Genomic DNA, 25,836 nt, shown 5'->3' on the forward strand with positions numbered 1-25,836 from the left:
GGATGAAGGGAATTTGCAGGGCGCCCCATTGATCTCCTGCAGCGGCTGCTCCATTTAGGACAAAACGCATAAGGAGCCGCCCATGTCATTGAAAGTTGCCCTTCAGATGGACCCGATTGATCGGGTGGATATTGACGCTGACAGCACGTTTCGCATTGCAGAAGAGGCGCAGAAGCGTGGGCATGAGTTGTTTTTCTATACCCCGGACCATCTGAGCTTCCGGGAAGGGCGGGTGATGGCCCGTGGCCATCGGATCACATTGCGCCGGGAATATGGCAATCACGTCACCATGGCGCCGGTCGAGGATGTCGATCTTGCCGATTGGGATGTGGTCTGGCTGCGCCAGGATCCTCCTTTCGACATGGGGTACATCACCTCCACCCATATCCTTGATATGATCCATCCGCAGACCTTGGTGGTCAATGATCCTTTCTGGGTGCGCAACTATCCGGAAAAACTGTTGGTTTTGCAGTTTCCTGACCTGACACCGCCCACGATGATTGCACGTGACTTCGAGACGTTGAAATCATTCAAGGACAGGCATGGCGACATCATCCTGAAACCCCTTTACGGAAACGGCGGTGCCGGGGTTTTTCGTCTTGACCACAATGATCGCAACCTTGCGTCGTTGCATGAGCTGTTCACCGGTATCAATCGCGAACCGCTGATTGCGCAGAAATTCCTGCCGGATGTATCCAATGGTGACAAGCGTATTATCCTGGTGGATGGTGAGCCGGCTGGGGCTATCAACCGTGTGCCTGCCGAGGGGGAAACCCGCTCGAATATGCATGTCGGCGGCCGCCCCGAAAAGATCGGCCTGACCGAGCGCGACCGCGAAATCTGTGCCGCGATCGGCCCGTTGTTGCGGGAAAAAGGCCAGATTTTCGTCGGCATCGACGTGATCGGCGATTACCTGACTGAAATCAACGTGACCTCCCCCACCGGCATTCAGGAACTGGAACGGTTCGACGGCACCAACACGGCTGAAAAGATCTGGCAAGCGATTGAGGCCAGGATCGGCTGATCGTCGGGGACATAACATGAGCCGCCGTCTCCTCTGGCTGAACCGCAGTCTGCGATGGACCGTCAAGCCTGTCCTGCGTCGGATGGGCCAGCCGACCCGCGTGCGCTGGGCACTGGATTTCGGAACAGAGCTTCTGTTTCGTCCGCCTCCGCAGACACAACGTTGGCCAGAGACGATTGCAGGCATCCCCTGCCTCTGGGTCACAAATCGTGCCCAGACCCACCCACCAGAACCCGAACGGGTGCTGCTCTATCTGCATGGTGGGGGGTATATTGCCGGCTCCCCCAAAGCCTATACCCACCTGCTTGCCCGCCTGGCCCGGTTGACCCGGCTGCAGGTTTGCGCCCCCAACTATCGCAAAGCCCCCGAAGCCCCCGGCCCGGCGGCGTTCGAGGATGCGGTGGCGGCGTTCAACGGGCTGGTTGCAAAAGGATATGCCCCTGAAAACATCACCATAGGGGGCGACAGCGCAGGCGGCGGCCTTGCGCTTGCGCTTCTCGCACATATTAACGCGCAAGATATTGTTCCTGCGTCTGTTTTTGCATTTTCACCTTTTACGGATGCAAGCTTTTCGGGCGGTTCGATGCGTGAGAATGCCACCCGCGACCCGTTGCTGCCGCCCGCCCGCAAGGATCAGGTGGCGGACTGGATCCTTGCAGGTATGTCCCCGCAAGATCCGCGCATTTCCCCACTTTTTGCCAGCTTCAGCCCCCCCTTGCCGCCCGTGTTCCTACAGGTTTCCGACACGGAAATCCTGCGCGATGACACATTGCGGATGGCGGAAAAATTGAGGGCCGCCGGGGGGCGTGTCACCGTGGATCTCTGGCCTGATCCGCCCCATGTCTGGGTGTTCTTTTCCCGGCTCCTGCCGGAAGCGCGAGAGGCCCTGCGCCGGGTGGAAGCTTTTATCTCGGCTCAGGAGGGCCCTGTGCGGGCTGATCAGGAGGTTGAGGCAATCGACAACCGATAGCTTGCCGCTTCCGCCACATGGTGGCGGGCAACCTGGTCGCTCCCCTCAAGATCGGCAATGGTGCGTGCCACGCGCAGGATCCGATGATAGCCGCGTGCGGACAGGCCGAACCGGTCGGCGGCCCGGATCAGAAGCGCGCGCCCCTCTGCATCCGGTTGGGCAACCTGGTCGAGAAGATCTCCGCTGATATCTGCATTCACCCGCACCTGAGCGTGGTCGCGATACCTCTCCTCCTGCAGGGCGCGGGCACGTGTGACGCGCTCTGCAACATTGGCCGAGCCTTCCCCATCCGGGGGCAGATCCAGATGCTGCATCTCAACGCGTGGCACGTCCACACGCAGGTCAAACCGGTCCAGAAGCGGCCCTGATAGCCGCCCAAGATAATCATCTCCGCAGCCGGGCGCTCTTGGGCAGGCCAGATTGGCGTCGCCCAGTTGTCCGCATTTGCAGGGGTTTGCGGCGGCGATCAGCAGGAATTTGCACGGGTAGGTAATATGGGCATTGGCGCGGGCAACCATGACCTCTCCGGTTTCGATCGGCTGGCGCAGGGTTTCCAGCGTCTGGCGGTTGAACTCGGGCAACTCATCCAGAAACAGGACGCCGTTATGGGCCAGGCTGACCTCTCCCGGACCCGCGCCGCGCCCGCCGCCGACAATGGCGGCCATTGATGCGGTGTGGTGGGGATCACGATAAGGGCGGGTGCGGGAAATACCCCCTTCCTGCAGCAGGCCCGCAAGCGAATGCACCATTGAGGTTTCCAGGGCTTCGGTGGGGGAAAGCGGCGGCAGGATCGTGGGCAGGCGCGCAGCCAGCATGGACTTTCCTGAGCCGGGCGGGCCGACCATCAGCATGTGGTGGCGCCCTGCAGCAGCAATCTCGAGCGCGCGTTTGGCACGGGCCTGCCCCCTGACATCGCGCAGATCCTTGCCGCCCTGCGGTGTCTGCAATGTGCCCGGGTCAGAGGGGGGCAGGGGGGATTGTCCGGTGAAGTGCTGGATCAGGGCGGTCAGCGTGGCGGGGGCCAGAACTTTGGCGGCACCAACCCAGGCCGCTTCCGGTCCGCACGGGCGGGGGCAGATCAGTGTCCGGTCCTCTTCGGCGGCGGCCATGGCCGCGGGGAGGGCGCCAATCACGGGCAGGAGTGCGCCGTCGAGCGACAATTCACCCAGTGAAATGGTGCCTGCCACCTCCTCTTTCGGCAAGATGTCGATGGCGGCAAGCAGGGCAAGGGCGATGGGCAGATCGAAATGCGAGCCGATCTTTGGCAGGTCGGCGGGAGAGAGGTTGATGGTGACGCGCTGGGCGGGCAGGGCGATGGACAGGGCCGACAGGGCGGCGCGCACCCGTTCCTTTGCTTCGGACACGGCCTTGTCGGGCAGGCCGACGATGGAAAAGCCGGGCAGGCCGGGGGTCAGGGCGCATTGCACCTCAACCGGGCGGGCGCGAATGCCTTCGAAGGCGACGGTATAGGCGTGGGCGACCATGATGTTTCCAACCCTGAGAAGATTGGAATGACGCTATCGTAATCATGGTGAAGAAAAGGTTAACGTGCCCCTGTTTCACGGCAATTGAGCGGGCAAGGGGCGCTGCCCCTCGCCTCTTCGAGGCTCACCCCGAGGTATTTTCAGCAAGCAAAAGATAGTCAGGTGGTTTCCGCCACCATGGTCATGAAAGCGGGCCAGGCTTCGGGATCGTTCAGGGTTTTGTCCCGGCAGGTCGGATTGCAAAAGCCCCAGATCCTGCCTTCCATCTCCAGAAAATCAGTGACCGGATCGCCCGAGTAGGGGCAGTGGTGGTTGAGCGACGGGCCTTTGCTTGGGCAGGCGGCGCGGGGGGCTGGGCCAGGCCAGTCTGCCAGTGGGCGTCCGTCGATATAAGGCACCGGGTCATAGGAGATGGTCAATCCGAGGGCCCGCCAGCGGCGGAAGGACAGATCGGTGAGGTGGAGATCCACATAGGTCTGTGCCTCGTCACCGACCGACAGGCCAAACCCGGCAATCCGTGCGGCCACCGGGGCAAAGAACACGTCCGCCAGAGAATACGTGCCGAACAGCCAGGGCCCGTCCGCGCCGTGGCGGTTGCGCGTCAGTGACCAGAGCTGTTCGAGCCGGTCAAGATCAGCCATGACAGTCTCTGACGCGGTGAAATCCGTGATCAATCCCAACAGTTGCATCGGGCAGTCGGTTCTGAGGGCGCCAAAGCCGGAATGCATTTCGGCCACCATCCAGCGGGCAAGCGCCCGTGCCGTGGGGTCTTCTGGCCACAGGCCGGCCTCGGGGTGGCGCTCATGCAGGGTCTCCGCCATTGCCAGCGTATCGCCCACCACAACCCCATCGGGGCAACGCATGGCAGGCACAAACCGGGCAGGGGCAAGTGGGGCCAGGTCATCTTGCAACGTCCCGGAATAAAGCCCTACCCGTGTTGTGTTCACGGGAAGGTCGAATTTATCAAACATCAGCCAGCCCCGCAGGGACCAGCTGGAAAAGCTGCGATCGCCAATGAAAAGGTCGTAAGTCATATTGTCCATGCGGGCAGCATGGCGGCGTCGGGTGGCGTGCGCAAATGGAGATTTGTGACGGGCCCCATCAGGGCAGGTGATTGATGGCGCTCACAGACCAGCCGCCTCCGTCCCAGTCGAGCCGTGTGGCGGACAGGTTGTCAATCTTATGGCTAAGCGCCTGATAGGGGGTCATCCGGCCTGCCATGGCGATCTGGGTCAGGATCACGCCGAAATGGGCCACCGCGATGATATGGCGATGCTGACCGTTCAGTTGCGCGACCACGCCACTGACCCGTGTCGCCAATTGGTTCCAGCTTTCGCCTTCGGGGGCGGCCACGTCACCGGGCTCTTCCCAGAAGCGACGGGCCAGTTCTGGGTCCCGGGCTGACATATCGCTCCAGTGCATCCCGTCCCACAGGCCGAAATCAAATTCGCGCAGGTTGCGATCATGTGGCAGGCGTGGTCGCTGCCCCTGCAGGGCGGTTGCCGTATCAACCGCCCGGATCAGGTCGGATGAGATCACCGCGGCATCGGATGGAAGGTGGTCGGACAGGCGCCGGATCGCTGCGGTGTCGGATAGGTCCGCGGGCAGATCGCGCCATCCCACCATGTTCCTGGCATGGGTTGGTCCATGGCGCACCCACCACCAGCTTGTCACCGGCATTGGGGCACCTCGGGCAAGCTCCCTTTGAGGGCAAAGGGGAGGCCGGCCATTACCCCCACCACCAGATCGGACCTTGCGGCAAGGCGCTGGTTTAGCTCTCCCTGGGCCTGGCGAAACTGGCGGGCAAGCCTGTTTTCGGGCACAATCCCCGCGCCCACCTCGTTCGAGACCACCACCACGGGGGCGGCGCAGCTGGTCAGGGCGGAAAACAGTGTCGCCTCGGCCGGGGACAGGTCGGGATGATCCGGATCGGGCTGGGCAAACAGCTGGTTTGACAGCCACATGGTGGCGCAATCGAACAGCACCACCTCGTTGTGGTTCGCATCGGCGAGGGCCAGCGACACGTCGCCCGGCGCTTCGATCGTGCGCCAGCCCGCCCCGCGCCGGTCCTGATGGCGGGCAATCTTCGCCTCCATCTCGCCATCAAAGGCCTGGGCGGTGGCAATATAGACCATTGGTCGTGCGGTTGCCGTGACAAGATGCTCTGCATAGTGTGACTTGCCCGAGGCCGCGCCACCCAATACCAAGGTCAGAGGGGGAAGTGTGATGCTCATGCCTCCAGATATCAAACCCGACGGCCCGGGGCCAGCCGAGATGCGACGCTTTCCCAATGGGCCGCGATCAGCCGGAGCGGAATTCATGCGGTTTCTAATCTTGTTTGCTTTTCTGTGGCCGCAATTGGCCCTGGCGCAGGCGGGGGGCAAGGTGATGCAGGCCTCGGATGTGGTGATCCTGGGCGAGGTGCATGATAATCCCACCCATCACGAGGCGCAGGCGCGATTTGTGCGGGCGATCTCGCCCTCGGCGCTTGTGGTTGAGATGCTGACCCCGGAACAGGCGGAAGAGCTGATGGCGGATCCCGAGGGGTATCGGGACCGCTGGAACGCGTCCGGCTGGCCGGATTACGACCTGTATCTGCCGGTGTTTACGGCGGCGGATGTGCCGCTCTTTGGGGCGGCCGTGCCGCGGGATGTGGCGCGGCAGGTTTACACGGATGGGGGTGCTGCGCATTTCAGCGGGGATGCGGGCGCCTATGGGTTGACCGCCCCCCTGCCGGATGATCAGCAGGCCGCACGGCTGGATCTGCAGTTTGCCGCCCATTGCGAAGCGATGCCGCGGGCCGCCCTGGGCGGCATGATCGAGATGCAGCGTCTGCGGGATGCAACGCTGGCCAAGGCCGTCATCGACGCGTTTGAGGCCCATGGCGGTCCGGTGGTGGTGATCACCGGCAATGGTCATGCGCGTAAGGATTGGGGGGTGCCCAGCTATCTGGCACGCCTGCGCCCGGATCTGACGGTGTTCAGCCTTGGGCAGGGTGAGGATGGCGGCACGCCGGAAGGGGGATTTGACCTCGTACTGGATGCGCCCGCTGCGCAACGGCCGGACCCGTGCCTGCAATTTGGCAAAAGCGCGCAATGATCCCGTGTATGGAAGCGGAGAACTGAGCCGAGCCACCGACCCGTCCATTAAAGCGGACCATTGAACCCGGGGGCGCAACCGCTTAACACTTTGGGGAAATCACCTGAAAGGTGAAAGATCGACCGAAAGGGTGACGCCATGCTGGCAGGCAAACATATCCTCCTGATCATTGGTGGCGGTATCGCGGCCTTCAAATCGCTGGACCTGATCCGCCGGCTGCGCGAACGCGGTGCGGAGGTGACACCGGTGATCACGCGGGCGGGACAGGAATTTGTAACCTCGCTGTCGGCCTCGGGCCTGGCCGCGCGCAAGGTCTATACCGAGCTTTTTGACCTGACGGACGAGGCCGAAATGGGCCATATCGAACTGTCGCGGGCGGCGGACCTGGTGGTGGTGGCCCCGGCGACGGCGGACCTGCTGGGCAAGATGGCGGGGGGGCTGGCCAATGACCTCGCGTCGACGCTTCTGATGGCGACTGACAAGCCCGTTCTGGTGGCCCCCGCGATGAATGTGCGGATGTGGGAACATCCCGCCTGTCAGCGCAATGTAGCGACACTGATCGGGGATGGGGTGCGGTTTGTCGGCCCCAATGAGGGGCCGATGGCCTGCGGTGAGTTTGGCCCTGGTCGCATGGCGGAACCGCTGGAGATTGTCGCCGCGATCGAGGCGGTTCTGAAAGATGGTCCCCTCAAAGGGAAACATGTGCTGGTGACATCCGGCCCCACCCATGAGCCAATTGATCCGGTGCGCTATATCGCCAACCGTTCCTCCGGGGCGCAGGGCACCGCCATTGCCAAAGCCCTGTCGGCACTGGGGGCAGAGGTGACCTTTGTCACCGGGCCCGCCGATGTGCCGCCGCCCGATGGGGTGCGTGTGGTCAGAGTGCAATCTGCGCAGGAGATGCTGGCGGCGGTTGAGGCGGGCCTGCCTGCGGATGCTGCCGTGTTTGCAGCTGCGGTTGCGGACTGGCGCGTGGCTTCGGCCAGTGACAGCAAGATTAAGAAGGATGGCAAAGGGTCGCTTCCGGTTTTGGAATTTGCGGAAAACCCGGATATCCTCAAGACGGTGAGCCGGATGGAAACAGGGCGCCCGTCGCTGGTGGTGGGGTTTGCCGCCGAGACGGATGATGTGATTTCCAATGCCACCGCGAAGCATGTGCGCAAAGGCTGTGACTGGATTGTGGCCAATGATGTCAGCCCGGAGACGGGTATAATGGGCGGGGCGGAAAACGCCGTGACGCTGATTTCCGATACGGGAGCCGAGGCCTGGCCGCGCATGGGTAAGGATGAGGTTGCCCGCCAGCTGGCACTGCGGATTGCCGAGGCGTTGGCGCAATAGAATTCTGGCCTCCGGCGGGGATATTTTTGGCAAGAGGAAAAGGGCGCGGAGATGGATCAACCTGTGGTCAGGGTGCTGTGGGAAGACTGGGCGGATCGCACGATTGCGCTTCCCTTTTATGAAACCGCTGGGGCGGCGGGGGCAGATATTCGTGCCAATCTGCAACCCGAAGATCGCGCGGAGGGGCTGGTGCTGGCGCCGATGGGGCGGGCCATCATCCCTACCGGGGTCCGGGTGGAAATCCCAGTGGGGTATGAGTTGCAGCTGCGCCCGCGTTCGGGGTTGGCCATCAAGCATGGGATTTCCCTGCCCAATACGCCGGGCACCATTGATTGTGATTATCGCGGCCCGCTTGGGGTGATCTTGATCAATTACGGCGATGTCCCCTTTGTGGTAGCGCATGGCGAACGGATTGCTCAGGCGGTGATCGCCCCGGTTCTTCAGGCACGCTATCAGGTGGTTGAGGTGCTGAGCGAAACCGACCGTGGTGACGGTGGGTTTGGGTCGACGGGGCGGCATTGACGAAAGCCGGGGTCTGGCGGGCCAGCCAGGCGGAGCAAATGAGGGCAAGATGAGCTGGGTTCTATTCATAGCGGCGCTGATTTGGCTGGGCGGGGCCTATGGGGGTCTGTCTGTTGCGCGGCGCTGGGTCATGACGGCGCTATTGGCGCTGGTGGTTCTGCTCACCTTTCTGGTTTTGCCGGAGGGCAATATGCTGGTGCGCGCGCTGGGGGGCAGTTTTACCAGCTGGGCCGTCGGGTTTGGTCTGGTGGCGGTGATCGGTCTTTATGGGGCCGGGGTAAAGTGGTTGAAATCCCGCGCGCCCGCCGCCCCGGTGGCCGCGCAGGATGGTCCGTTTTCGGATACGGAACTGGACCGCTATGCCCGCCATATTGTGCTGCGCGAAATCGGTGGCCCCGGCCAGGTTGCGCTGAAAAACGCGCGGGTTCTGGTGGTTGGGGCAGGGGGGCTTGGCTCTCCGATCCTGATGTATCTGGCCGCCGCCGGTGTGGGCACGATCGGAGTGATCGACGATGACGTGGTGGACAATTCCAACCTGCAGCGACAGGTGGTGCATCGTGATGCGGATATCGGCACGCCCAAGGTCTTTTCAGCTGAACGGTTCATGCGGGCGCAGAACCCAGCCATTGACGTGTTGCCCTATAATCGCCGCCTGACCGAGGACATCGCCGAAGAGCTGATTGCCGATTTTGATCTGGTGCTTGAAGGGTCCGATAATTTTGCCACCCGCTACCTTGTCAACAGCACCTGCGCCAAGCTGGGCAAGCCGATGATCGGGGGGGCGCTCAGCCAGTGGGAAGGGCAGATTTCCCTTTTTGATCCGGCCCGGGAGGCCCCCTGTTATCAATGTATTTTCCCCGAAGCCCCGGCCCCCGGTTTGGCGCCGAACTGTTCGGAAGCGGGGGTGGTCGGCCCCTTGCCCGGTGTGATCGGGGCGATGATGGCGCTGGAGGCGATCAAGGAAATTGCCGGTGCGGGGGGCGGGCTACGCGGCAAGATGTTCATCTATGATGCCATGTATGCCGAAACCCGGGTGATCCGCCTGTCGAGGCGCAAGGGCTGTGCGACCTGTGGCTGAGCTGTCCCTTGCCCCCCTGACCGAGGAGGATGCGCCAGCCCTGTTCGCCTTCGAGGTGGAAAACCGCGCCTGGTTTGAAGCATGGGTTGGACCGCGCCCGCACACATATTGGGAAGTCACCTCGCTGGCGCAGGTGATCCGCGCCCAGCTGGTCGGGGATGATGCGATGTTCCTGATCCGGCGCGACGACGAGATCCTTGGCCGGTTGAACCTGACCGCGCGGGAGGGCGGCGTGGCCCAGCTGGGATACCGGGTCGGAGAACGCCATGTGGGACGGGGTGTGGCCAGCACCGCCGTGGCCCAGGCCCTTGAATGCGCGCGCAAACTTGGTCTCTGGGCGCTGGAGGCACGTGTGGCGAACGACAATCCTGCCTCTCGTGGTGTTCTGGAGAAAAACGGTTTTCTCGAAACCGGCCAGGCTGAGTTTGCCGGGCATCAGATGACGCTGTTTCGCCGGGACCTTGATTAAAGCGTTTCAGGATAAGCCTGTGACACATGGTTGTTCCCCAACGCTTTGACCCCAACATAAGCAGGCCTGCCCGCTTCCATGGGCCTGAGGGGGAAACAGGGGGGCAGGTTGATTCGGGCAAGATAGAAGGCGGGGCATGCCCCCCACTTGCCAAACTCATCCGCTTCGCCCTAGGGTCCTTGGGTTACTTTCTTTTACGATCCCGGGGGGATATCATGAAACGTCTTGCAACTGTTGGTGCCATTGCCATGGCGCTGTTTTCGACCGTATCGATGGCTGCGGACCTGCCTGATCTTGGCGGGAAGACCGTGGTGGTGGTGACCGAAAACGCCTATCCTCCGCTTCAATTTGTGGATCCGAATTCCGGCAATGCGATTGGGTGGGAATATGACGCGATGGCGGATATTGCCGAGCGGATCAATATCTCGGTGGAATATGAAAATATCTCGTGGGATGCGATGATCCCCGCCGTGTCCGAGGGGCAGTTCGACATGGGCATGACCGGCATCACCATTCGCGAAGACCGCGCCGAGAAGGTGGATTTCTCAGCCCCGTACCTGCGGTCTGAAATGATGATGATCGTGCGCGCCGATGAAGATCGGTTTACCGATGCCAAGAGCTTTGCCGCAGAGGACGATTTCCTGATGGCCGCCCAGCCTGGCACCACGCCGTTTTACGTGGGGGTCTATGATGTTCTTGATGGCAACGAGGCCAATCCGCGGATCAAGCTGTTTGAGACCTTCGGGGCAACGGTTCAGGCGCTGAAGACCGGGGATGTGGATCTGGTCCTGTCCGACAGCACCGCCGCCAATGGGTATGTGGAGGCGTCGAACGGGGGGCTGAAGATCATTGGCGAGACGCTTGGCACCGAAGATTTCGGTTTCATCTTCCCGAAAGGCTCGGAACTGGTTGCGCCGATGAATGCGGCGATTGCGGCGATGCGTGCGGATGGCACGCTTGATGCATTGAATAAGAAGTGGTTCCTCGACTACAAGATCGGCCAATAAACATGTTTGCGGTGGGGGCTTTGGCCCCCATTTTTCCTGAGGTCGATCCCCATGGTCCCACCCCCCAAGCCGGATGAAGACTTTCCCTGGTGGCTGGTCTTTGCCGTCGGGCTGGCTGGTCTGTTCCTTTTTTATATCGTCAATGACGGGATCTACCTGCAGGTGCTGCGCACCCTCGGCAAAGGGGTGGGGATCACGGTATTCGTCACGCTGGTTGGCTTTGTCTGCGCCAGTGTGATTGGCCTCGGGCTTGCCGTGGCCAGCATGTCGCGCTTTCAGGTCCTGCGCCAGATCGCCCGGTTTTATATCGAGATCATCCGCGGCATCCCGATCATCGTGCTGCTGCTTTACGTCGCCTTTGTCTTTGCGCCCGCGCTGGTGGCGCTGCGAAACGGGCTGGGGGACCTGGTGGGGATGGATCCGATCCGCACCCGCGAATTTTCCCTGCTGTGGCGCGCCATCGTGGCGCTGACCATCGGGTATTCGGCATTTATCGCCGAAGTGTTCCGGGCTGGGCTTCAGGCGGTGGAAATCGGCCAGATCGAAGCGGCCAAGGCGCTGGGCCTGAATGGCTGGCAAAGGTTTCGCCATATCATCTGGCCTCAGGCCTTTCGCATGATCCTGCCGCCGCTGGGCAATGATTTTGTGGCCATGGTCAAAGACAGCTCGCTTGTCTCCGTGCTTGGTGTGGCTGACATCACCCAGCTGGGCAAGGTGACGGCGGCCGGAAATTTCCGGTACTTCGAGACCTATAACGTGGTGGCCTTTGTCTATCTCCTGATGACGGTAAGCCTGTCGCTGGTGCTGCGCCGGCTGGAAAAGCGGTTGCGGGCGAAGGGCGAGGTGGACGCCTAGGTCCGACCGTCCAGACCGCCCAGACTGGCCAGACGGGGTCTGGCAAAAAGGGCCTGGCAAAAGGGGCGCTGCCCCTCGCCGCCTTGCGGCTCACCCCGGGATATTTGTGGCAGGGGAATGAGACGGGTGTTTGGGCTGGAAGTTTTGGTCGGCGAGGCATAGCTTTCGGGCAAAGGAGATCCGCATGACCAATCCGTTGCTTGAAACCTGGAAAACCCCGCATGGGCTGCCCCCGTTTGATCTGATCGAGGATGCAGATTTTGAGCCCGCCTTTGAGGTCGCCCTCGCTCAGGCGCGCGCAAATATTGAGGCGATTTCCCAATCCGCGAACCCGCCCAGTTTCGTCAATACGATCGAGGCTCTGGAACGCGCGGAGGAGAAGTTGAACCGGGTTTTGGGTGTTTTTTATTCCGTGGCCGGGGCGGACAGCACGGACAAGCGCGAGGAACTGATGCGGGTGTTCGGACCGCAGCTTGCGGCTTTCGGCTCGGAAGTGTCCTCCAACAAGGCGTTGTTTGGCCGCATTGAAGACCTGTGGGCGCGGCGCGAGAGCCTTGGCCTGAACGCCGAACAGATGCGAGTTCTCACATTGACCCGGCGTGGTTTCGTCCGGTCCGGTGCGCAGCTTGTGGGGAAAAAGGCAGAGCGGCTCAAGGAAATCATGCAGCGCCTGTCGGTGCTTGGCACCGAATTTACCCAAAACCTGTTGGCTGCTGAACGAAGCTGGTTCATGGAACTGGAAGAAGAGGATCTGGTCGGCCTGCCGGATTTCGTTGTGGCGGCGGCGCGGGCAGCCGGGCAAGAGAAGGGCTGTCAGGGGCCGGTCATCACCACCTCCCGCTCGCTGATCACACCCTTTCTGGCCTTTTCCCCGCGCCGGGACCTGCGAGAAAAGGCATTTGCCGCCTGGGTGTCGCGCGGCGAAGGAGACGGGTCCGCGGACAATCGGCTGATTGCGCGTGAAACGCTTGCCCTGCGTGAAGAGCGCGCCAGGCTGCTGGGCTATGACAGTTTTGCCGCGTTCAAGCTGGAAACCGAAATGGCCGGTGGCCCGGTGGCGGTGCGGGACATGCTGATGGCGGTCTGGGAGCCGGCCCGGGCGGCCGCACTCGAAGATCAGGACGTCTTGACTGAACGCTTGCGGGCGGATGGGATCAATGGGCCGCTTGAAGCGTGGGACTGGCATTATTATTCCGAGGCCCGCCGCCGTGAAGAGCATGATCTGGACGAGGCAGAGCTGAAATCCTATTTCCAGCTCGAGCGTATGATCGAGGCGACATTTGACTGTGCCAACCGGCTGTTCGGACTTGAATTTGCCGCAATGGACGCGCCGCTTTACCACCCAGATGCCCGCGCGTGGGAGGTGACGCGGGATGGGCGCCTGATGGCGGTGTTCGTCGCGGATTACTTCGCGCGCGGATCAAAGCGTTCGGGCGCGTGGTGTGGCGCGATGCGCAGTCAGCAGAAGCTTGCCGGGGATATTCGCCCGATCGTGACCAATGTCTGCAATTTCGCAAAACCCGCCGAAGGGCAGCCCGCGCTGCTTAGCTGGGATGATGCGCGCACCCTGTTTCATGAATTTGGCCATGCGCTGCATCATATCCTGTCGGATGTGACCTATGAAAGCGTGTCGGGCACCTCGGTGGCGCGCGATTTCGTGGAACTGCCCAGCCAGCTTTTTGAACACTGGCTGGAGGTGCCCGAGGTGCTGGAACGCTTTGCGACCCACGCGCAAACAGGTGAGGTGATGCCCGCCGACCTGCTCAAACGTCTGTTGGCTGCCAGCAGTTATAATACCGGTTTCCAGACGGTCGAATATACGGCATCCGCATTGGTGGATCTCGATTTCCATGATGGGGCTGCTCCCGAGGATCCGATGGCCGCCCAGGCCGCGACGCTGGCCCGGATCGGCATGCCTGAAGCGATCCGAATGCGCCACGCGACCCCCCATTTTGCCCATGTCTTCGCCGGGGACGGCTACAGCTCGGGCTATTACAGCTATATGTGGTCCGAGGTGATGGATGCGGATGCGTTTGCAGCGTTCAAGGAGGCAGGTGGCGCGTTTGATGCCGCGACCGCTGAAAGGCTCGAGACCCATATCCTGTCCCGAGGAGGGGCTGTTGATGCCAAGGAACTCTACCTTGCTTTCCGGGGAAAAATGCCGGGGGTCGAGGCGCTGTTGAAAGGGCGCGGCCTGGTTTGAGACGGATTTGAGGCCAGATTGAAACGCACCTGAATTTGCGTGTCGACCGCTCATTTTCTGGTCATAAATATCCCGGGGTGAGCCGCAAGGCGGCGAGGGGCAGCGCCCCTGCCGAGCGGTGCGAGGCTTCATCCGTTTCGCGACAAACCTGTCTCAGGTTCAAACCGAAATTCTGGAGCCCAAGCCAGTTGGGGCGGGGCGTTCAGTTGGACGCAAGGCGTAAGGACACGGAAACCCGCCGCTACGCCCCCTTTTCCGGTCAGCGGTGGGGACCGCGAGACGGATCCTCCGGGTGTGGTTGCACCCCCACCGGGTCTTTGTGCAGCATCACGTCGCTCATCGGATAGGCGCGCAGGATCGCGCGGCGCAGGCTGGCACCAATTGCATGGGCCTCGTCCAGCGACTGCGCCCCGTCCAGTTCGATATGCATATTGACGAAAACCACCGATCCGGAGCGGCGTGTTTTCAGGTCGTGATAGCCGTGAATGCCGGGATGCGTGCGGGCAATCTCTTCAATCCCGCGCACCATGTCATCAGGCGCTGCCCGGTCCATCAACCCGTCCCAGGCGGTTTTGAAAATACGAACTGCCCCCACGGCCAGCAACAGGGCTGCGCCGATTGCGACCACGCTGTCGATGCTTTCCATGCCGAACAGCTGGGCCGCCCAAAGCGACAGGATCGCACCGATATTGGGGATAAGGTCGCCAAGGTAATGCAGGCTGTCGGCCTTGACCACGGCAGAGCCCGTGCGCGCCGCCACATGTCGTTGCCACAGGACCAGGGCGAGGGTCAGCGCAATTGAAATCCCCATCACCACCATGCCTTTGTGAAAGGCAAGGATCGGCGCAGGTTCATTTGAAATCAACCGGGCCACCGCTGCCCAGGCAATCACCCCGGCTGAGACGAGAATGAACAGGGATTGACCAAGGGCCGCCAGATCCTCGGCCGCCGTATGGCCAAATGTGTGATCTTCATCCGCCGGGCGGGCCGCATACCAGATCGCGGCCAATGCCCCCAGTGACACCATCAGATCCATCGCCGAATCCGCCAGTGATGCGGCCACGGACAGGGCGTTGGTCTCTCCCAGCGCCCAGAGTTTCAGCGCCACCAGGGTGATGGCGACCGTGCTCGATGCGAGCCCTGCGGAAAGGTTCATGCGGGTGCTGTGCGTGTCCATGCCTTTGGGCTACCGCGTCAGTTAAATGGTTGCAACCTTGTGCTGAGCGGCAGGCGGGATCAGCGCCACATCACCTTGTCGTAAAACCGGGCCATGAACCGTTTCACAAAGACCTCTTTGGCGGGTTCCAGCCCGTGTCGCACCAGCGCCCAGTAGAAATATTTCTCATAGGGAAAGTCGAACATGCCCAGCGTGCCGAATTCCAGCGCCTCGCGCAGGTCCCCCGCGGTTTTCGCCGTGAGCGCCGCCTGCCAGTAGGGGGATTTGGCGCAATAGATCACCGGGCATTTCTGCACCAATGCCTCAAACCCCTGTGTCGCGTTCTGGGTCACGGCCAGATCAGAGGCCTCAACCAGATCATGCACGGAGGCATCGGTCAGGCGCACGTTCTGGTAATCTTGGGTGATTGCCATGATGCGCCGCCGTTGATCCTTGCCAATGGCTGGGTCCAGCTTGACATAGACCAGCGCCTTCGGGTCGAACTCGGCCGTGATCCGGATCATGTTTTCGCTCGACAGGTAACAGCTCTGCGCGTCGTCGTCCCGGCTGGCCTGACAGAACACCGTGGCCTTGGCGCCCTGCAGGCTGCCATGCATCCGCTCTTCCTGCACCGACAGTGACACGTTCTCGCGCAGCATATAGCCGGTGACCCCGTTGAAGAAATAGGTGGCGCGCTCTTCGTCGATGCTGCTGGCGTCGAATTCGCTCAGCCGCAGCGCCGACTGCCACCCCGCGCCCAGTTCGTCCAGATGCCAGAACCCCCAGACAGGGGTGCGCCAAAGATGCAGGATCCTCGGACCAAACCGGGCATGGTCCCCCAGCATGATATGGGCGGCATCGGGATCGTCCAGCACCTTGGCCGCGGCCGGACTGTCCAGCCTGACCCGCTGCACCGGGATCGAGCGCCGTGCGAACGCCTTTTGGATCTGGTCGAAAATCGGGTGTTCCTGCGCCTCAATCGAATTCATCCAGGCGGTGTCTGCATGAAACACGACACGGCGGGATCCGGTGGCGCGGGCCTTGTTGGGATGGGTCAGGAGCTCAATCATTCGATCACCTCGTCGGGATTGACGCCCCAGATATTGGGTTTGGTGGTCCAGCCGCGAATGCCATCCGCCTGCAACCTGCACCAGACCGGCCCACATTTCTCGAGCCGCGCGATGACGCCAGCTTCCAGATAGGCATTGATCTGTGCGCTTTCATCCGCACGGGAATAAAGCGGGGTCAGGTCGGTGTCGATAATCACATACCGCACCCCGGACAGAAGCGAGTAGTGCACCCAGCCGCCCACCCCGTCCCGGTCGCGCACCTGACGCCAATTGCCGAATTCTCCCACCACTTCCAGCGGCAGGCCGCGATGTTTGAATACCCAGTCAATCCGGTGGCGCAGGGACGGGCCGCGCCGCACATTCCCTTCGCTCGCCTTGAGCGACACATAGCGTGGGATCGGGAGATTGGTGACTTTGCCACGCGGGATTTCATCTGCCAGCGTACCCAAGGGCATGACGCTTATGAATGCCGAAAGCAAACCTGCAAAAAATCGCATCAGAGTTCTTTTTGTCTATTGCAGCCCCTGTGTTGCGCAATATTATTGCGCATGCGTCATCGTTGCTGCTTGTGCCTCACCTCATTTGCGGGCAGTTTGGCAGGGAGACGCGAAAAAGGGAAGTAAAGGGAGTGCCATAATGGCTGCGGAACGTCTGAGTGTTGTTGTCACGCGACGGTTGCCCGAGGTTGTCGAGACCCGGATGAAAGAACTTTTTGACGTCACGCTGCGCGACAGCGAGACCCCGATGACGCGTGCAGAGCTGGTCGGGGCCATGAAAAACTGCGACGTGCTGGTCTCCACGGTCAATGACCAGATTGACGCCAATATGCTGGCCGGAGCCGGAGAACGCCTGCGCTTGATCGCCAATTATGGTGCCGGTGTGGATCATATTGATGTGGGCACCGCGCGTCAGCGTGGCGTTCTGGTGTCCAATACCCCCGGTGTGTCGGCGGATGACACGGCGGATATGGCGATTGCGCTGATCCTTGCGGTCACACGCCGCATCCCTGAGGGCATTCGCGAAATGGATAGCGGAAAGTGGAAGGGCTGGTCTCCGACCGCGCTTCTGGGCAACCGCATTCAGGGGCGTCGGGTGGGGATCATCGGCATGGGCCGTGTCGGTCAGGCTGTGGCGGAACGCGCCCGCGCCTTTGGCATGCAGATCCACTATCACAACCGCAGACGCCTGCATAAGGATATCGAAGCGCGATACGAGGCGACCTATTGGGAAAGCCTTGATCAGATGGTGTCGCGTATGGACGTGATTTCGGTCAACTGCCCGCACACCCCTTCGACCTTCCACCTGATGAATGCCCGCCGTCTGAAGCTGCTGAAGCCCGAAGCGGTGATCGTGAACACCTCGCGCGGCGAAGTGATCGACGAAAACGCGCTGACGCGGATGCTGCAGGCGGGTGAAATCGCGGGGGCCGGGCTCGACGTTTACGAAAATGGCGAAGAGATCAATCCGGGGCTGCGGGATCTGCCGAATGTCGTGTCTTTGCCGCATATGGCATCGGCCACGGTTGAGGGCCGGCTGGAGATGGGGGAGAAGGTGCTGTTGAACATCAAGACCTTCGAAGATGGCCACCGCCCGCCGGACCAGGTTGTTCCGGGGATGCTGTAAGACGGGCCATGCCCCAGGCAGGTCCTGCGATCTGCGGACAAAACCCAGGGGAAAGGGGGGCGTGCCTCTTTCCCTCCCCGATTGGGGTTGCTAGGCTTTCACCATGTTTCGAGTGCTTCAACTGATCCTGATGGTCGGGTTGGCCTGCCTGTTGGCGGGCCTTTATGGCATGGTGCATAATCAGGTCAGCTACAGTGTTGGCCCGGATTATTTCCACGCGTTCAAATTCATCCAGTTCCGTATCTCGCCTGAGCTGCCCCCCCGGATGGGCGCCGCCTGGGTGGGCTGGCAGGCCAGCTGGTGGATGGGGGTGGTGATCGGACTGCCGATTGCGCTTTTGTCACTGGCCATCCCGGATGGGCGCGCCGCCTGGCGGGCCTTTGCGGGCATTGCAGTGCTGGTGGTGGTGCTGACCTTTGCGCTGGGGATGCTCAGCCTGCTGGCGGACCCGCCGATGGAGCATATTCCCCTGCCGCGCGGTGCCATTGATGCGATTGGATTTGGCCGGGCCGCGATGTTGCATGACACCTCCTATCTTGCGGGAGGGTTTGGCCTTCTGGTGGGGGTGGTGCTGATGGGGCGGAAAGTCAGACATGCGCGCCGCTCTTTCTAAGACACTGCTGTTCGGGCTGGGGCTGATCGCCGTGGTAGCGGGCTGTGCCCGTCCGCTGACCCCGAATGAGCGTGCCTTGGCGCAGGAGGTTTTTGGCGACAGTTTCGACCCGGATCCGGTGCGGGTGCGCATCGGGATCGGCTTGGCGACCCTGCCAACACAGGCGCCCTCTGATGGGCGCGCGGCGCGTCTGGCGGAAAAGAAGGGGCAAGATGGCGGGCGCCCTGCGCCTGTCTCGGGCAACGATATTCCCAAGGATGCCTGCGACCGGGTGGCTACCCCTGATGCGGTGGGCTGGCGATTCCCGGCAGGGTTTGTGCTGGGCAATCAGGTGTTTTTGGTGCGCGCGGCCTATCGCCCCGATATGTTTGCGGGCTGGCCGGCGGCGCTGCCCATGGCGCAGTCGCTTCTGATGGCACATGAGCTGGTCCATGTGTGGCAGTATCAGAACCGCGCGCGGACCGGGTTCACCACGCTGAAATCTGGCGCCGAATCTTTCCGCGAAGGTGACCCGTATTACTGGCCCGACAAAGGCCACAAGACGCTGCTGGCCTTCAATTTCGAAGCGCAGGCCACGATTGTCGAAGATTACCTGTGTTACAGCCTGCTGTTGCCGGACCATCCAAAACGTGCCGAGCTGGCTGCGCTCATTGGGGAGACCCTGCCCGTGACCCGAAATTTCGGCCCCTGAAACCCGCCTTCATCTGCTGGACCTGTGGTGTTTTACCCGCGGCGCGGCAAGGGCAGGGGGGGCATTTGGCAGGGCGCGGAGCATCGGATGGGCGACTTATCTGGCGGACGGATTGCGTCTATGTCGCTTTTTCCCTGTTTTCGGTCGGCCAGACTTTGAGATGTAACCGGATTTGCGGCACAAATACGCAAACAGTTTTCCCAAAGGGAGTCGTCCATGAAAACTCAAGTCAAAGCGCTTGTCGTCGGCGGTGGTGCCGTTGGCACGTCGATCGCCTATCATCTGGCCAAAGCGGGCTGGGATGATGTCATGCTGATCGAGCGTGACGAGCTGACCTCCGGGTCGACCTGGCACGCAGCAGGCCTGCTGCCGCTCTTCAACATGAGCTATGCCACCACCCACATCCACGACTATTCGGTCAAGTTCTATAAGGAACTGGAAGCGGAAACCGGGCTGAATGCCGGTTTTGCCGTGGTGGGCAACCTGCGGATGGCGCAGACTGATGAGCGGATGGACGAATACCAGCTCTACGCCTCGACCGCGGACACCGTGGGCATCAACTATGAGTTCCTGACCCCGGACCAGATCAAGGAACGCTGGCCGCTGATCGAGACCTCGGACCTGAAGGGTGCGCTTTATCACACCGAAGACGGTTATATTAACCCCGCCGACGTGACCCAGGCCATGGCCAAAGGCGCCCGTCAGCGCGGTGTTGAGATCGTGCGCAAGATGCAGGCCGATGACTTCCACTGGAACGGCACCCACTGGGAAGTGACCTGCACCAAGATGGTGGAAAAAGGCGGCAACCTGATCGAGAGCGACGATAAGGTTGTGATCACCGCTGAACACGTCGTGACCGCCTCGGGCAACCACGCCCAACGCACCGCCAAGATGCTGGGCATCAAGATGCCTGCCATCCCGGTGGAACACACCTTCATCGTGATGGACCAGGATCCCGAACTGGTGAAATGGCGCGAAGCGGGCAACCCGGAGCACCCGGTTGTGCGTGACGCCGACAACGAATCTTATGCCCGCGAAGAGCGCGGCGGCTGGATCCTCGGCATTTATGAGCGCGGCGCACCGGCCCGTTTCGAACATGGCGTGCCCGACAGCTTCCGCGCCGACCTGTTCCCGCTCGATCTGGACCGGATTGCGGATCAGTATATGGCAATGGCGGAACGCGTGCCGTCCTGTGCTGAATCGGGTCTGAAAGACGATTTCAACGGTCCGATCTGCTACACCCCCGACGGCAACCCGCTGGTGGGTCCCGCGCCGGGTCTGCGCAACATGTGGCTGGCCGAGGGCTTCTCCTTCGGGATCACCGCGGCTGGCGGCACCGGTTACTACCTCGCCCAGATGATGGTCGATGGTGAGGCCGAGATCGACATGGCGTCGCTTGACCCGAAACGTTATTCGTCCAACTGGTTGACCACCGAGTTTGCAGCGCGCAAGAACGAAGAATGCTACGAACACGTCTACATTCTGCACCACCCGGACGAAGAGCGCCCGGCCTGTCGCCCGCTGCGTTGTTCGCCCGCCTATGACCGGCAAAAAGAGCGCGGCGCGCAATTTGGCTGGGTCAACGGTTGGGAACGCCCGAACTACTACGGCCCGCTGAACGCGCCCGAGAACTTCGACGAAGAAAGCCGTTCGTTCCGCCGGGGGGAGTGGTGGAAATACGCCGTGGAAGAAGCCAAGGCAATCCGCGAAGGCGTTGGCCTCATCGACGCCACCGCCTTCACCAAACACGTGGTCAAAGGCCCGGGTGCCACCCAGTTCCTCGACTGGTTCACCTGTAACAAGCTGCCGAAGGTTGGCCGTATCAACCTGACCTACGCCCTGACCGAGGCCGGCACCACCCGCACCGAATACACCATCGTGCGCAATGGCGAGAACAACTACTACCTCGTTTCCGCCGGTGCCTGGACCGAATATGACGCCGACTTCCTGCGCAAAGCCGCAGAAGATAAAATGGAAGAGTTCGGTTACATCGAGATCCAGGACGTGACCACGCAGTGGGGCGTTTTTGCCATCGCAGGACCGAAGTCGCGTGACGTGCTGAACGAGATCATCGTGGACGCTGATCCGGCCACCGCGCTGACCAACAAACGCTTCCCGTGGCTCTCGGCCAAACAGATTGAACTGGGCATGTGCCCGGTCAATGCGATCCGTGTGGCTTACACGGGTGAGCTGGGTTGGGAACTTCACCACCCGATCGAGATGCAGAACTATCTGTTTGATCTGCTTGAAAAAGCCGGTGAGAAACACGGTATGAAGCTGGTTGGCGCCCGTGCGCAGAACTGGCTGCGTCAGGAGAAATCCTACCGTGCGTTCGGCACCGAACTGGGCCGCGACGCGACCCCGGCCGAGGCCGACCTGCCGCGCTTCATCGACCTGGAAAAAGACTTCCACGGCAAAGAAGCGATGATCGAAAAAGGCGTGCGTTTCAAATGCTGCACCCTCTTGATCGACGGGCCGGATGACGCCGATCCGTGGGGCCGAGAGGCGCTGTTCCTCGATGGCAAGAAAGTGGGTCGTCTCACCTCGGGCGGCTACTCGGTAGCCTTCGAGAAGTCGATCGGCATGGGCTACCTGCCGCCGGAGCTTGCCGTTCCGGGCCAGAAGCTCAAGGTCAAGATCATGGGCAACCTGTGGGATGCGGAAGTGACCGTCGACAGCCCCTATGACCCGAAAAACGAAACCATCCGTAAAAACGCAGAAGGTGCGTAACCGCGATCTGGTTTGAAATTGGAAAAGCCCCGGACATGTGCCGGGGCTTTTTCTTTATGTGGCCACGGGGGCAATCAGGGGGCGATCAGGGTGCCGGTGAAAGCAGGCGCAGGGTGGTCTGTTGTCCGGATGTCTTTACCAGGCGTCCAGCTCGTGGGCGGTGATGCTGCCATCAAGATCAGTGTCCACCCGCTTGAACCAGAGGGCAGAATTGCCCTGATATTCTGCCTTGCTGACCAGGCCATCCCCATCAAGGTCGCTTTCCTCCCAGCTCAGGCTGGCAAGGATACGGTGCGGTTTGTCGCCAAGGGCGCTGATCTCTGGCGTGGCCTCTTGCGCGGCATGGGCAAGGGTCAGGCGGGCAAACTCGTCTGCTGCCAGAACCCGGTCACCATCCATATCAAATTTCAGGAAATCCGCCGTGCGCACCGAGGCAAGCTCGTTAAGGCTCACCGACTGGCTGCCATCCGTGTCATACTGGTCAAAGAAATGACGCACCATGGCCGAAGGTTCCGCCATGGCGGCCCCGGTTGTAAGGCTGATGATGGCAAGGGTCGGGGGGAGAAGCAAGAAGTGGCGCATGGGGTCCTCTGCGGTGGGGTGTCCTGTTGCCTGCCTGTCATTCCCGCCCCGGTTTCGCAAGCAAACACCTCGGTTATGCGGCGCTTTGTCACCGCATAACCCCTCAATATGTATAGGGAAATCAGCCCTGAATCTTCCCCAGAATGTCATCCATCACCGATCCGTCGCCATCTGCGTCAAGAAAAGAAGTCAACAGATCCAGAGCCGGGCCGGATTTGGGGGCATCGTTCGTCGACTTGCCCAGAACCCCGCTGACCAGTGACATCAATCCAGCTGCGCCGTTCCGGTCAGGCAGCATGGTGGAGAGCGCCTCGTCCGGCATGGATTTCTGCAACCCGCCCTGAGCCATCGCCGCGAGCGCCGGCAGGAATGCGGCGATCTGGTCAAGCTCGATCCCGGTGCTGCGCGCCGCTTGTTTGGCAAGGCTTTGGGTGCCTTTGTCGCCCAGAATGCCGGTCAGGAACTGTGCGCCCTGCGCCTGGCCCTGCGCGCTTGCGGCAAGGCTTGCATCCTCATACAGCGCGGCCTGTTCTTGTCCCTGCAAAGCGCCGATCACACCGGACAGACCGCCGTTCTCAACCTGTGCTTTGGTGGCCTGACCAAGCTGTGGGGCCAGCATCTCGGTCAGTTGGGTGGCCTGTGCCGGATCCAGACCGATCTGTTCGGCCAGCACCGACAGGCCCTGACCGTTCTGGGCCTGTTGCAAAAGATGTAAAAGGGACATGGGGGCCTCCGCCTGAAATGATTACATTCTGCCTTTCTTTAGGGATCCCTGGCTGGGCAAAAGGGGAAAGCTTGCGAAACCCTCCCCGGTTTGAAACTGTGGCAGCAGTGAAATGCGAAAGGGTTTCAGGATGAGTGACATGATCCAGGGACGCTGCCATTGCGGCATGGTCACCTTCGAAGTGAGCCGACCGGAATTTGCGGTGCGGTGCAATTGTTCGATCTGCCGCAGATATGCCGCCACATGGGCGCATTGCCCCCCGAATGAAGGGCGTATCCTGACCGGGGAAGATCACGTGACCAGCTATTCCTGGGGCGACCACCTGATTGATTTCCATGCCTGCAAAACCTGTGGTTGCGTGACCCATTGGGGGCCGGGATCCGCCGCGGATCAGGACCGGTTTGCCGTCAATCTGAACATGGCAGACCCCGCCGCATTGCACGGGCTGCGCATCCGCCGTTTTGATGGGGCAGAGAGCTGGGAGTTCCTCGACTGATCAGGACCCTCAGTGCCGGGATCACACCGCGATCAGGTGGTTGTCCCAGGCCCACTCGCCCGCCACCGGGGTAAAGTGATCGCCCAAGGGGCCATGGTGAAACAGCCCCCCGTCACAGGAAATGATCAGCCCGCCCGCGCGGCTGCGTGCCACGCCAGAGGCCGTCCCGAGGGAGCGTGCCCCGGCAGGCTGTCCTTCGGCGTCAAAGTAAATCACCACGCTGCCTTTCGGGCCGGTGACGGCAAATCCCCCATCATGCGGCGCATAGGCGATCGATCCGGCATAGTTTTTCAACTGTCCCTGCTCGGGATGGGTCAGCAGGGTGATCTCTTCGCCCCGCTTATGGCGCGCCACTAACGGCACATCATCCAGCGGGTTGCCCTGCCATTGCAGCGCCATCAGCACCGCACCATCGGCGGCTATGTCGATATGGCGGATCGAGTTTTTCTGCATATTTTCAGGTAGAAACACCTGTTCTTCCAACATCCCTTTCGCATCCAGATAGACCAGAGAGGAGCGCATGCTAGGGATGTTCAACCGGGCGCGGGGCATATCGGGATGGGTCTGAATTCCCCCATTGGCAACCACAAACCCTCCACCCTCACGGCGCAGGATTTCATGGGGACCAATGCCGCCGGATGGCAGTTCGCCCACCCGTTGATAGGCCTTGTTGGCATCGTAAATCCCGATTGTCCCGGTCAGGTCATCATAGTTGTTTTCGGTGGCAAACAGGAGGTTGCCATCAGAGGAAAACGCGCCATGCCCATAGAAATGGCGCCCGGGCGGGCTAATGATCCGCGTGCGTTCCCGTCCCGTCACGCAGTCCAGCACAACCGCAAACCTGCCCGGGCGGCGGGCAAACCCGACCACCTCTGCGCGGGTTGGATGAGGCGTGGCGCCATGGCCGCGACCGGGCAGCGGCAGTTGGAAACACAATGTGCCGTCTGCCTGCAGCCCGACCAGCCAGGTGGATTTGTCAGGCCGGTTGGCGGCGGTGATGACATCCGGTGCGCCCGCTGCGGCCCACCCGGTCAGGCCGGGGGCGGTGGCAAGGGCGGCGGCAGAGGCCAGAAAGTGGCGTCGTTTCATCTGATCAATCCCCATCCCCCGCGCTGAACCCGGCCTGCAGGCCAAGTGCCGGGCCCACCGTGTCCTCAAGATAGATCTGAAGGGTCTGAAACCGGCTGATCACCCCTTCGATCCGAACCCGCAAAAGCGGATCTTCCACCGCATTCTGCAACGGTTGATCAATCTTTTCCAGTCGTTGTGCGAGGTCGGAAAGCCTCCGGGTCAGCTCTGCACGGATTTGCTCCGGGAGGGCCGGGCCAAACCCATTGAGGATCACCGCATCCATCCCGTTCAGCTGGGCGGCGATGATCCGGGTGCTGAGCCCCGCGCGCCAGGCTTCGGCACGTTTCGGAAAGGCGCGTTGATAACTGCCAAGCGGGCGTTTCAGGCGATGGTCGCGCATCCGCAGGATGGAAAACCCAAGCGCGGTGAACATCTGGCGCGAAAACTCCTGATTGCTCAGATAGGTCGGGTTGTCCGGCCCGGCGCTGCGCACCAGATCCGCCCAACCCGGCTGGCCGAACCACTGATCGTAAAGGGCGTTGGATGTGGCGGCCAGCTGGCCGGTGATGCCAATCAGGACCGGGCATTGGGCGGGGGCATCCAGCGGGGCATCAAACAAAAGCCGTTCAATTGCCGGCAATCCCTGCGCCGCGACCGAATAGCGTGCGATGACCGCCGGATTGGACTGCTCCTCCGCCGAGAGCCGTCCTAGCTGTGTCAATGCCCGCCCGACAAACCCTTTCTTGTCCGGGAAAAAGTTCACACGCAACGCCGCGCCGAGGGTCTCCATCGGTCCGAACTGATACGGGTCGAGGGGGGCCCAGGCAAGCCAGGTGGCGCGAAAGGCCGAAGTGACCTCTTCTTCCGTTCTGCGCCCCGCGCAAAACCCCTCGGCCTCCTTGGCCAGCTGGGTTGCTTGGGTCTGGAACGCGGCGAATTGGTTCTGCAACACGCCTAACAGCCGCTCGCCCATGGCGCCGTGATCGGGATTTCCGGCCCAGCCGGTTAAGGGAAGCATGCAGGCTGCTGCG

26 protein-coding genes are annotated in these 25,836 nt (G+C 61.6%); 15 read left to right on the plus strand and 11 right to left on the minus strand.

The genetic code is table 11. The features are described from left to right. Nucleotides 1–88: 88 nt before the first annotated feature. Together gshB and AKJ29_RS04300 are read left to right on the plus strand one after the other, a co-directional pair. Nucleotides 89–1,024 carry a glutathione synthase gene (gshB, locus tag AKJ29_RS04295; protein WP_055189017.1) on the plus strand — a complete coding sequence of 312 codons (936 nt, stop codon included), beginning with the start codon at nt 89–91 and terminating at the stop codon, nt 1,022–1,024. A gap of 16 nt (nt 1,025–1,040) precedes the next feature. Continuing rightward, nucleotides 1,041–1,994 carry an alpha/beta hydrolase fold domain-containing protein gene (locus tag AKJ29_RS04300; RefSeq protein WP_055188242.1) on the plus strand — a complete coding sequence of 318 codons (954 nt, stop codon included), beginning with the start codon at nt 1,041–1,043 and terminating at the stop codon, nt 1,992–1,994. Here AKJ29_RS04300 and AKJ29_RS04305 read toward each other — a convergent pair. The 4 genes from AKJ29_RS04305 to cobU form a co-directional block, all read right to left on the minus strand. Next, complete coding sequence (locus tag AKJ29_RS04305; protein WP_055188245.1) at nt 1,964–3,478, minus strand: YifB family Mg chelatase-like AAA ATPase; 1,515 nt, start codon at nt 3,476–3,478, stop codon at nt 1,964–1,966. The two genes, AKJ29_RS04300 and AKJ29_RS04305, sit on opposite strands and share 31 nt — an antisense overlap. A 158-nt stretch (nt 3,479–3,636) precedes the next feature. After that, a complete protein-coding gene (locus tag AKJ29_RS04310; protein ID WP_055188247.1) occupies nt 3,637–4,512 on the minus strand; it encodes a glutathione S-transferase in 876 nt (291 codons plus the stop codon). A 67-nt stretch (nt 4,513–4,579) separates the two neighbouring features. Then, complete coding sequence (locus AKJ29_RS04315) at nt 4,580–5,152, minus strand: histidine phosphatase family protein (protein WP_055189019.1); 573 nt, start codon at nt 5,150–5,152, stop codon at nt 4,580–4,582. Continuing rightward, nucleotides 5,149–5,712, minus strand: a complete 564-nt coding sequence (gene cobU / locus AKJ29_RS04320; RefSeq protein ID WP_055188249.1) for a bifunctional adenosylcobinamide kinase/adenosylcobinamide-phosphate guanylyltransferase — start codon at nt 5,710–5,712, stop codon at nt 5,149–5,151. Before cobU ends, AKJ29_RS04315 begins: the two co-directional genes overlap by 4 nt. A gap of 85 nt (nt 5,713–5,797) precedes the next feature. Between cobU and AKJ29_RS04325 the strand changes: the two genes are divergently transcribed. The 8 genes from AKJ29_RS04325 (at nt 5,798) to AKJ29_RS04360 (ending at nt 14,049) form a co-directional block, all read left to right on the plus strand. Beyond that, nucleotides 5,798–6,577: a ChaN family lipoprotein gene (locus AKJ29_RS04325; protein ID WP_055189022.1), complete on the plus strand. Its 780-nt coding sequence runs from the start codon at nt 5,798–5,800 to the stop codon at nt 6,575–6,577. A gap of 138 nt (nt 6,578–6,715) precedes the next feature. Then, nucleotides 6,716–7,915 carry a bifunctional phosphopantothenoylcysteine decarboxylase/phosphopantothenate--cysteine ligase CoaBC gene (coaBC, locus tag AKJ29_RS04330; RefSeq protein ID WP_055188251.1) on the plus strand — a complete coding sequence of 400 codons (1,200 nt, stop codon included), beginning with the start codon at nt 6,716–6,718 and terminating at the stop codon, nt 7,913–7,915. A 51-nt stretch (nt 7,916–7,966) separates the two neighbouring features. After that, nucleotides 7,967–8,437 (plus strand): dUTP diphosphatase, encoded by a 471-nt coding sequence (gene dut / locus AKJ29_RS04335; RefSeq protein WP_055188254.1) that lies wholly within the window; start codon nt 7,967–7,969, stop codon nt 8,435–8,437. Between the two features lie 49 nt (nt 8,438–8,486). Beyond that, nucleotides 8,487–9,515 carry a HesA/MoeB/ThiF family protein gene (locus tag AKJ29_RS04340; RefSeq protein ID WP_055188256.1) on the plus strand — a complete coding sequence of 343 codons (1,029 nt, stop codon included), beginning with the start codon at nt 8,487–8,489 and terminating at the stop codon, nt 9,513–9,515. Next, entirely contained in the window at nt 9,508–9,984 is a 477-nt protein-coding gene (locus AKJ29_RS04345; protein WP_055188258.1) for a GNAT family N-acetyltransferase, read from the plus strand. Before AKJ29_RS04340 ends, AKJ29_RS04345 begins: the two co-directional genes overlap by 8 nt. Nucleotides 9,985–10,199: 215 nt before the next feature. Next, on the plus strand, nt 10,200–10,991 hold the full coding sequence (locus AKJ29_RS04350) for a transporter substrate-binding domain-containing protein (protein ID WP_055188259.1): 792 nt from the start codon (nt 10,200–10,202) through the stop codon (nt 10,989–10,991). A gap of 51 nt (nt 10,992–11,042) precedes the next feature. Then, nucleotides 11,043–11,846 (plus strand): amino acid ABC transporter permease, encoded by an 804-nt coding sequence (locus AKJ29_RS04355; protein ID WP_055188261.1) that lies wholly within the window; start codon nt 11,043–11,045, stop codon nt 11,844–11,846. 184 nt (nt 11,847–12,030) lie between these two features. Then, complete coding sequence (locus tag AKJ29_RS04360; protein ID WP_055188263.1) at nt 12,031–14,049, plus strand: M3 family metallopeptidase; 2,019 nt, start codon at nt 12,031–12,033, stop codon at nt 14,047–14,049. Between the two features lie 259 nt (nt 14,050–14,308). Here AKJ29_RS04360 and AKJ29_RS04365 read toward each other — a convergent pair whose 3' ends face one another. Genes AKJ29_RS04365 through AKJ29_RS04375 form a run of 3 tightly spaced genes read right to left on the minus strand, consistent with a single transcriptional unit; the run spans nt 14,309 to nt 16,730 of the window. Continuing rightward, nucleotides 14,309–15,226 carry a cation diffusion facilitator family transporter gene (locus AKJ29_RS04365; protein WP_055188264.1) on the minus strand — a complete coding sequence of 306 codons (918 nt, stop codon included), beginning with the start codon at nt 15,224–15,226 and terminating at the stop codon, nt 14,309–14,311. Between the two features lie 59 nt (nt 15,227–15,285). Beyond that, nucleotides 15,286–16,275, minus strand: coding sequence for a hypothetical protein (locus tag AKJ29_RS04370; RefSeq protein ID WP_055188266.1), 990 nt, complete (start codon nt 16,273–16,275; stop codon nt 15,286–15,288). After that, a complete protein-coding gene (locus AKJ29_RS04375; protein ID WP_235477265.1) occupies nt 16,272–16,730 on the minus strand; it encodes an SH3 domain-containing protein in 459 nt (152 codons plus the stop codon). The genes AKJ29_RS04370 and AKJ29_RS04375 overlap by 4 nt, the downstream gene beginning before the upstream one ends. Before the next feature lie 181 nt (nt 16,731–16,911). Here AKJ29_RS04375 and AKJ29_RS04380 point away from each other — a divergent pair, with 181 nt between their 5' ends. From AKJ29_RS04380 to AKJ29_RS04395, 4 genes are all read left to right on the plus strand, one after another. After that, a complete protein-coding gene (locus tag AKJ29_RS04380) occupies nt 16,912–17,898 on the plus strand; it encodes a 2-hydroxyacid dehydrogenase (protein WP_055188270.1) in 987 nt (328 codons plus the stop codon). A gap of 103 nt (nt 17,899–18,001) precedes the next feature. Further along, nucleotides 18,002–18,511 carry a hypothetical protein gene (locus tag AKJ29_RS04385; RefSeq protein ID WP_055188272.1) on the plus strand — a complete coding sequence of 170 codons (510 nt, stop codon included), beginning with the start codon at nt 18,002–18,004 and terminating at the stop codon, nt 18,509–18,511. After that, nucleotides 18,492–19,202: a hypothetical protein gene (locus tag AKJ29_RS04390; protein WP_055188274.1), complete on the plus strand. Its 711-nt coding sequence runs from the start codon at nt 18,492–18,494 to the stop codon at nt 19,200–19,202. The genes AKJ29_RS04385 and AKJ29_RS04390 overlap by 20 nt, the downstream gene beginning before the upstream one ends. A 216-nt stretch (nt 19,203–19,418) precedes the next feature. Continuing rightward, entirely contained in the window at nt 19,419–21,932 is a 2,514-nt protein-coding gene (locus AKJ29_RS04395) for a GcvT family protein (protein ID WP_055188276.1), read from the plus strand. Nucleotides 21,933–22,067: 135 nt separating this feature from the next. On the opposite strand, the gene AKJ29_RS04400 is transcribed toward AKJ29_RS04395, so the two are convergent. Then, nucleotides 22,068–22,514, minus strand: coding sequence for an EF-hand domain-containing protein (locus tag AKJ29_RS04400; protein WP_055188278.1), 447 nt, complete (start codon nt 22,512–22,514; stop codon nt 22,068–22,070). Nucleotides 22,515–22,635: 121 nt separating this feature from the next. Next, nucleotides 22,636–23,238 carry a DUF937 domain-containing protein gene (locus tag AKJ29_RS04405; RefSeq protein WP_055188280.1) on the minus strand — a complete coding sequence of 201 codons (603 nt, stop codon included), beginning with the start codon at nt 23,236–23,238 and terminating at the stop codon, nt 22,636–22,638. A 130-nt stretch (nt 23,239–23,368) separates the two neighbouring features. Here AKJ29_RS04405 and AKJ29_RS04410 point away from each other — a divergent pair, with 130 nt between their 5' ends. Next, nucleotides 23,369–23,734, plus strand: coding sequence for a GFA family protein (locus AKJ29_RS04410; protein ID WP_055188283.1), 366 nt, complete (start codon nt 23,369–23,371; stop codon nt 23,732–23,734). Between the two features lie 21 nt (nt 23,735–23,755). On the opposite strand, the gene AKJ29_RS04415 is transcribed toward AKJ29_RS04410, so the two are convergent. Together AKJ29_RS04415 and AKJ29_RS04420 are read right to left on the minus strand one after the other, a co-directional pair. Further along, complete coding sequence (locus AKJ29_RS04415) at nt 23,756–24,823, minus strand: DUF1513 domain-containing protein (protein ID WP_055189023.1); 1,068 nt, start codon at nt 24,821–24,823, stop codon at nt 23,756–23,758. A 4-nt stretch (nt 24,824–24,827) separates the two neighbouring features. Beyond that, complete coding sequence (locus tag AKJ29_RS04420; RefSeq protein ID WP_175502249.1) at nt 24,828–25,823, minus strand: imelysin family protein; 996 nt, start codon at nt 25,821–25,823, stop codon at nt 24,828–24,830. Between the last annotated feature and the right edge of the window lie 13 nt (nt 25,824–25,836).

This window comes from Aliiroseovarius crassostreae (assembly GCF_001307765.1).
GTDB classification, from domain to species: Bacteria; Pseudomonadota; Alphaproteobacteria; order Rhodobacterales; family Rhodobacteraceae; genus Aliiroseovarius; species Aliiroseovarius crassostreae.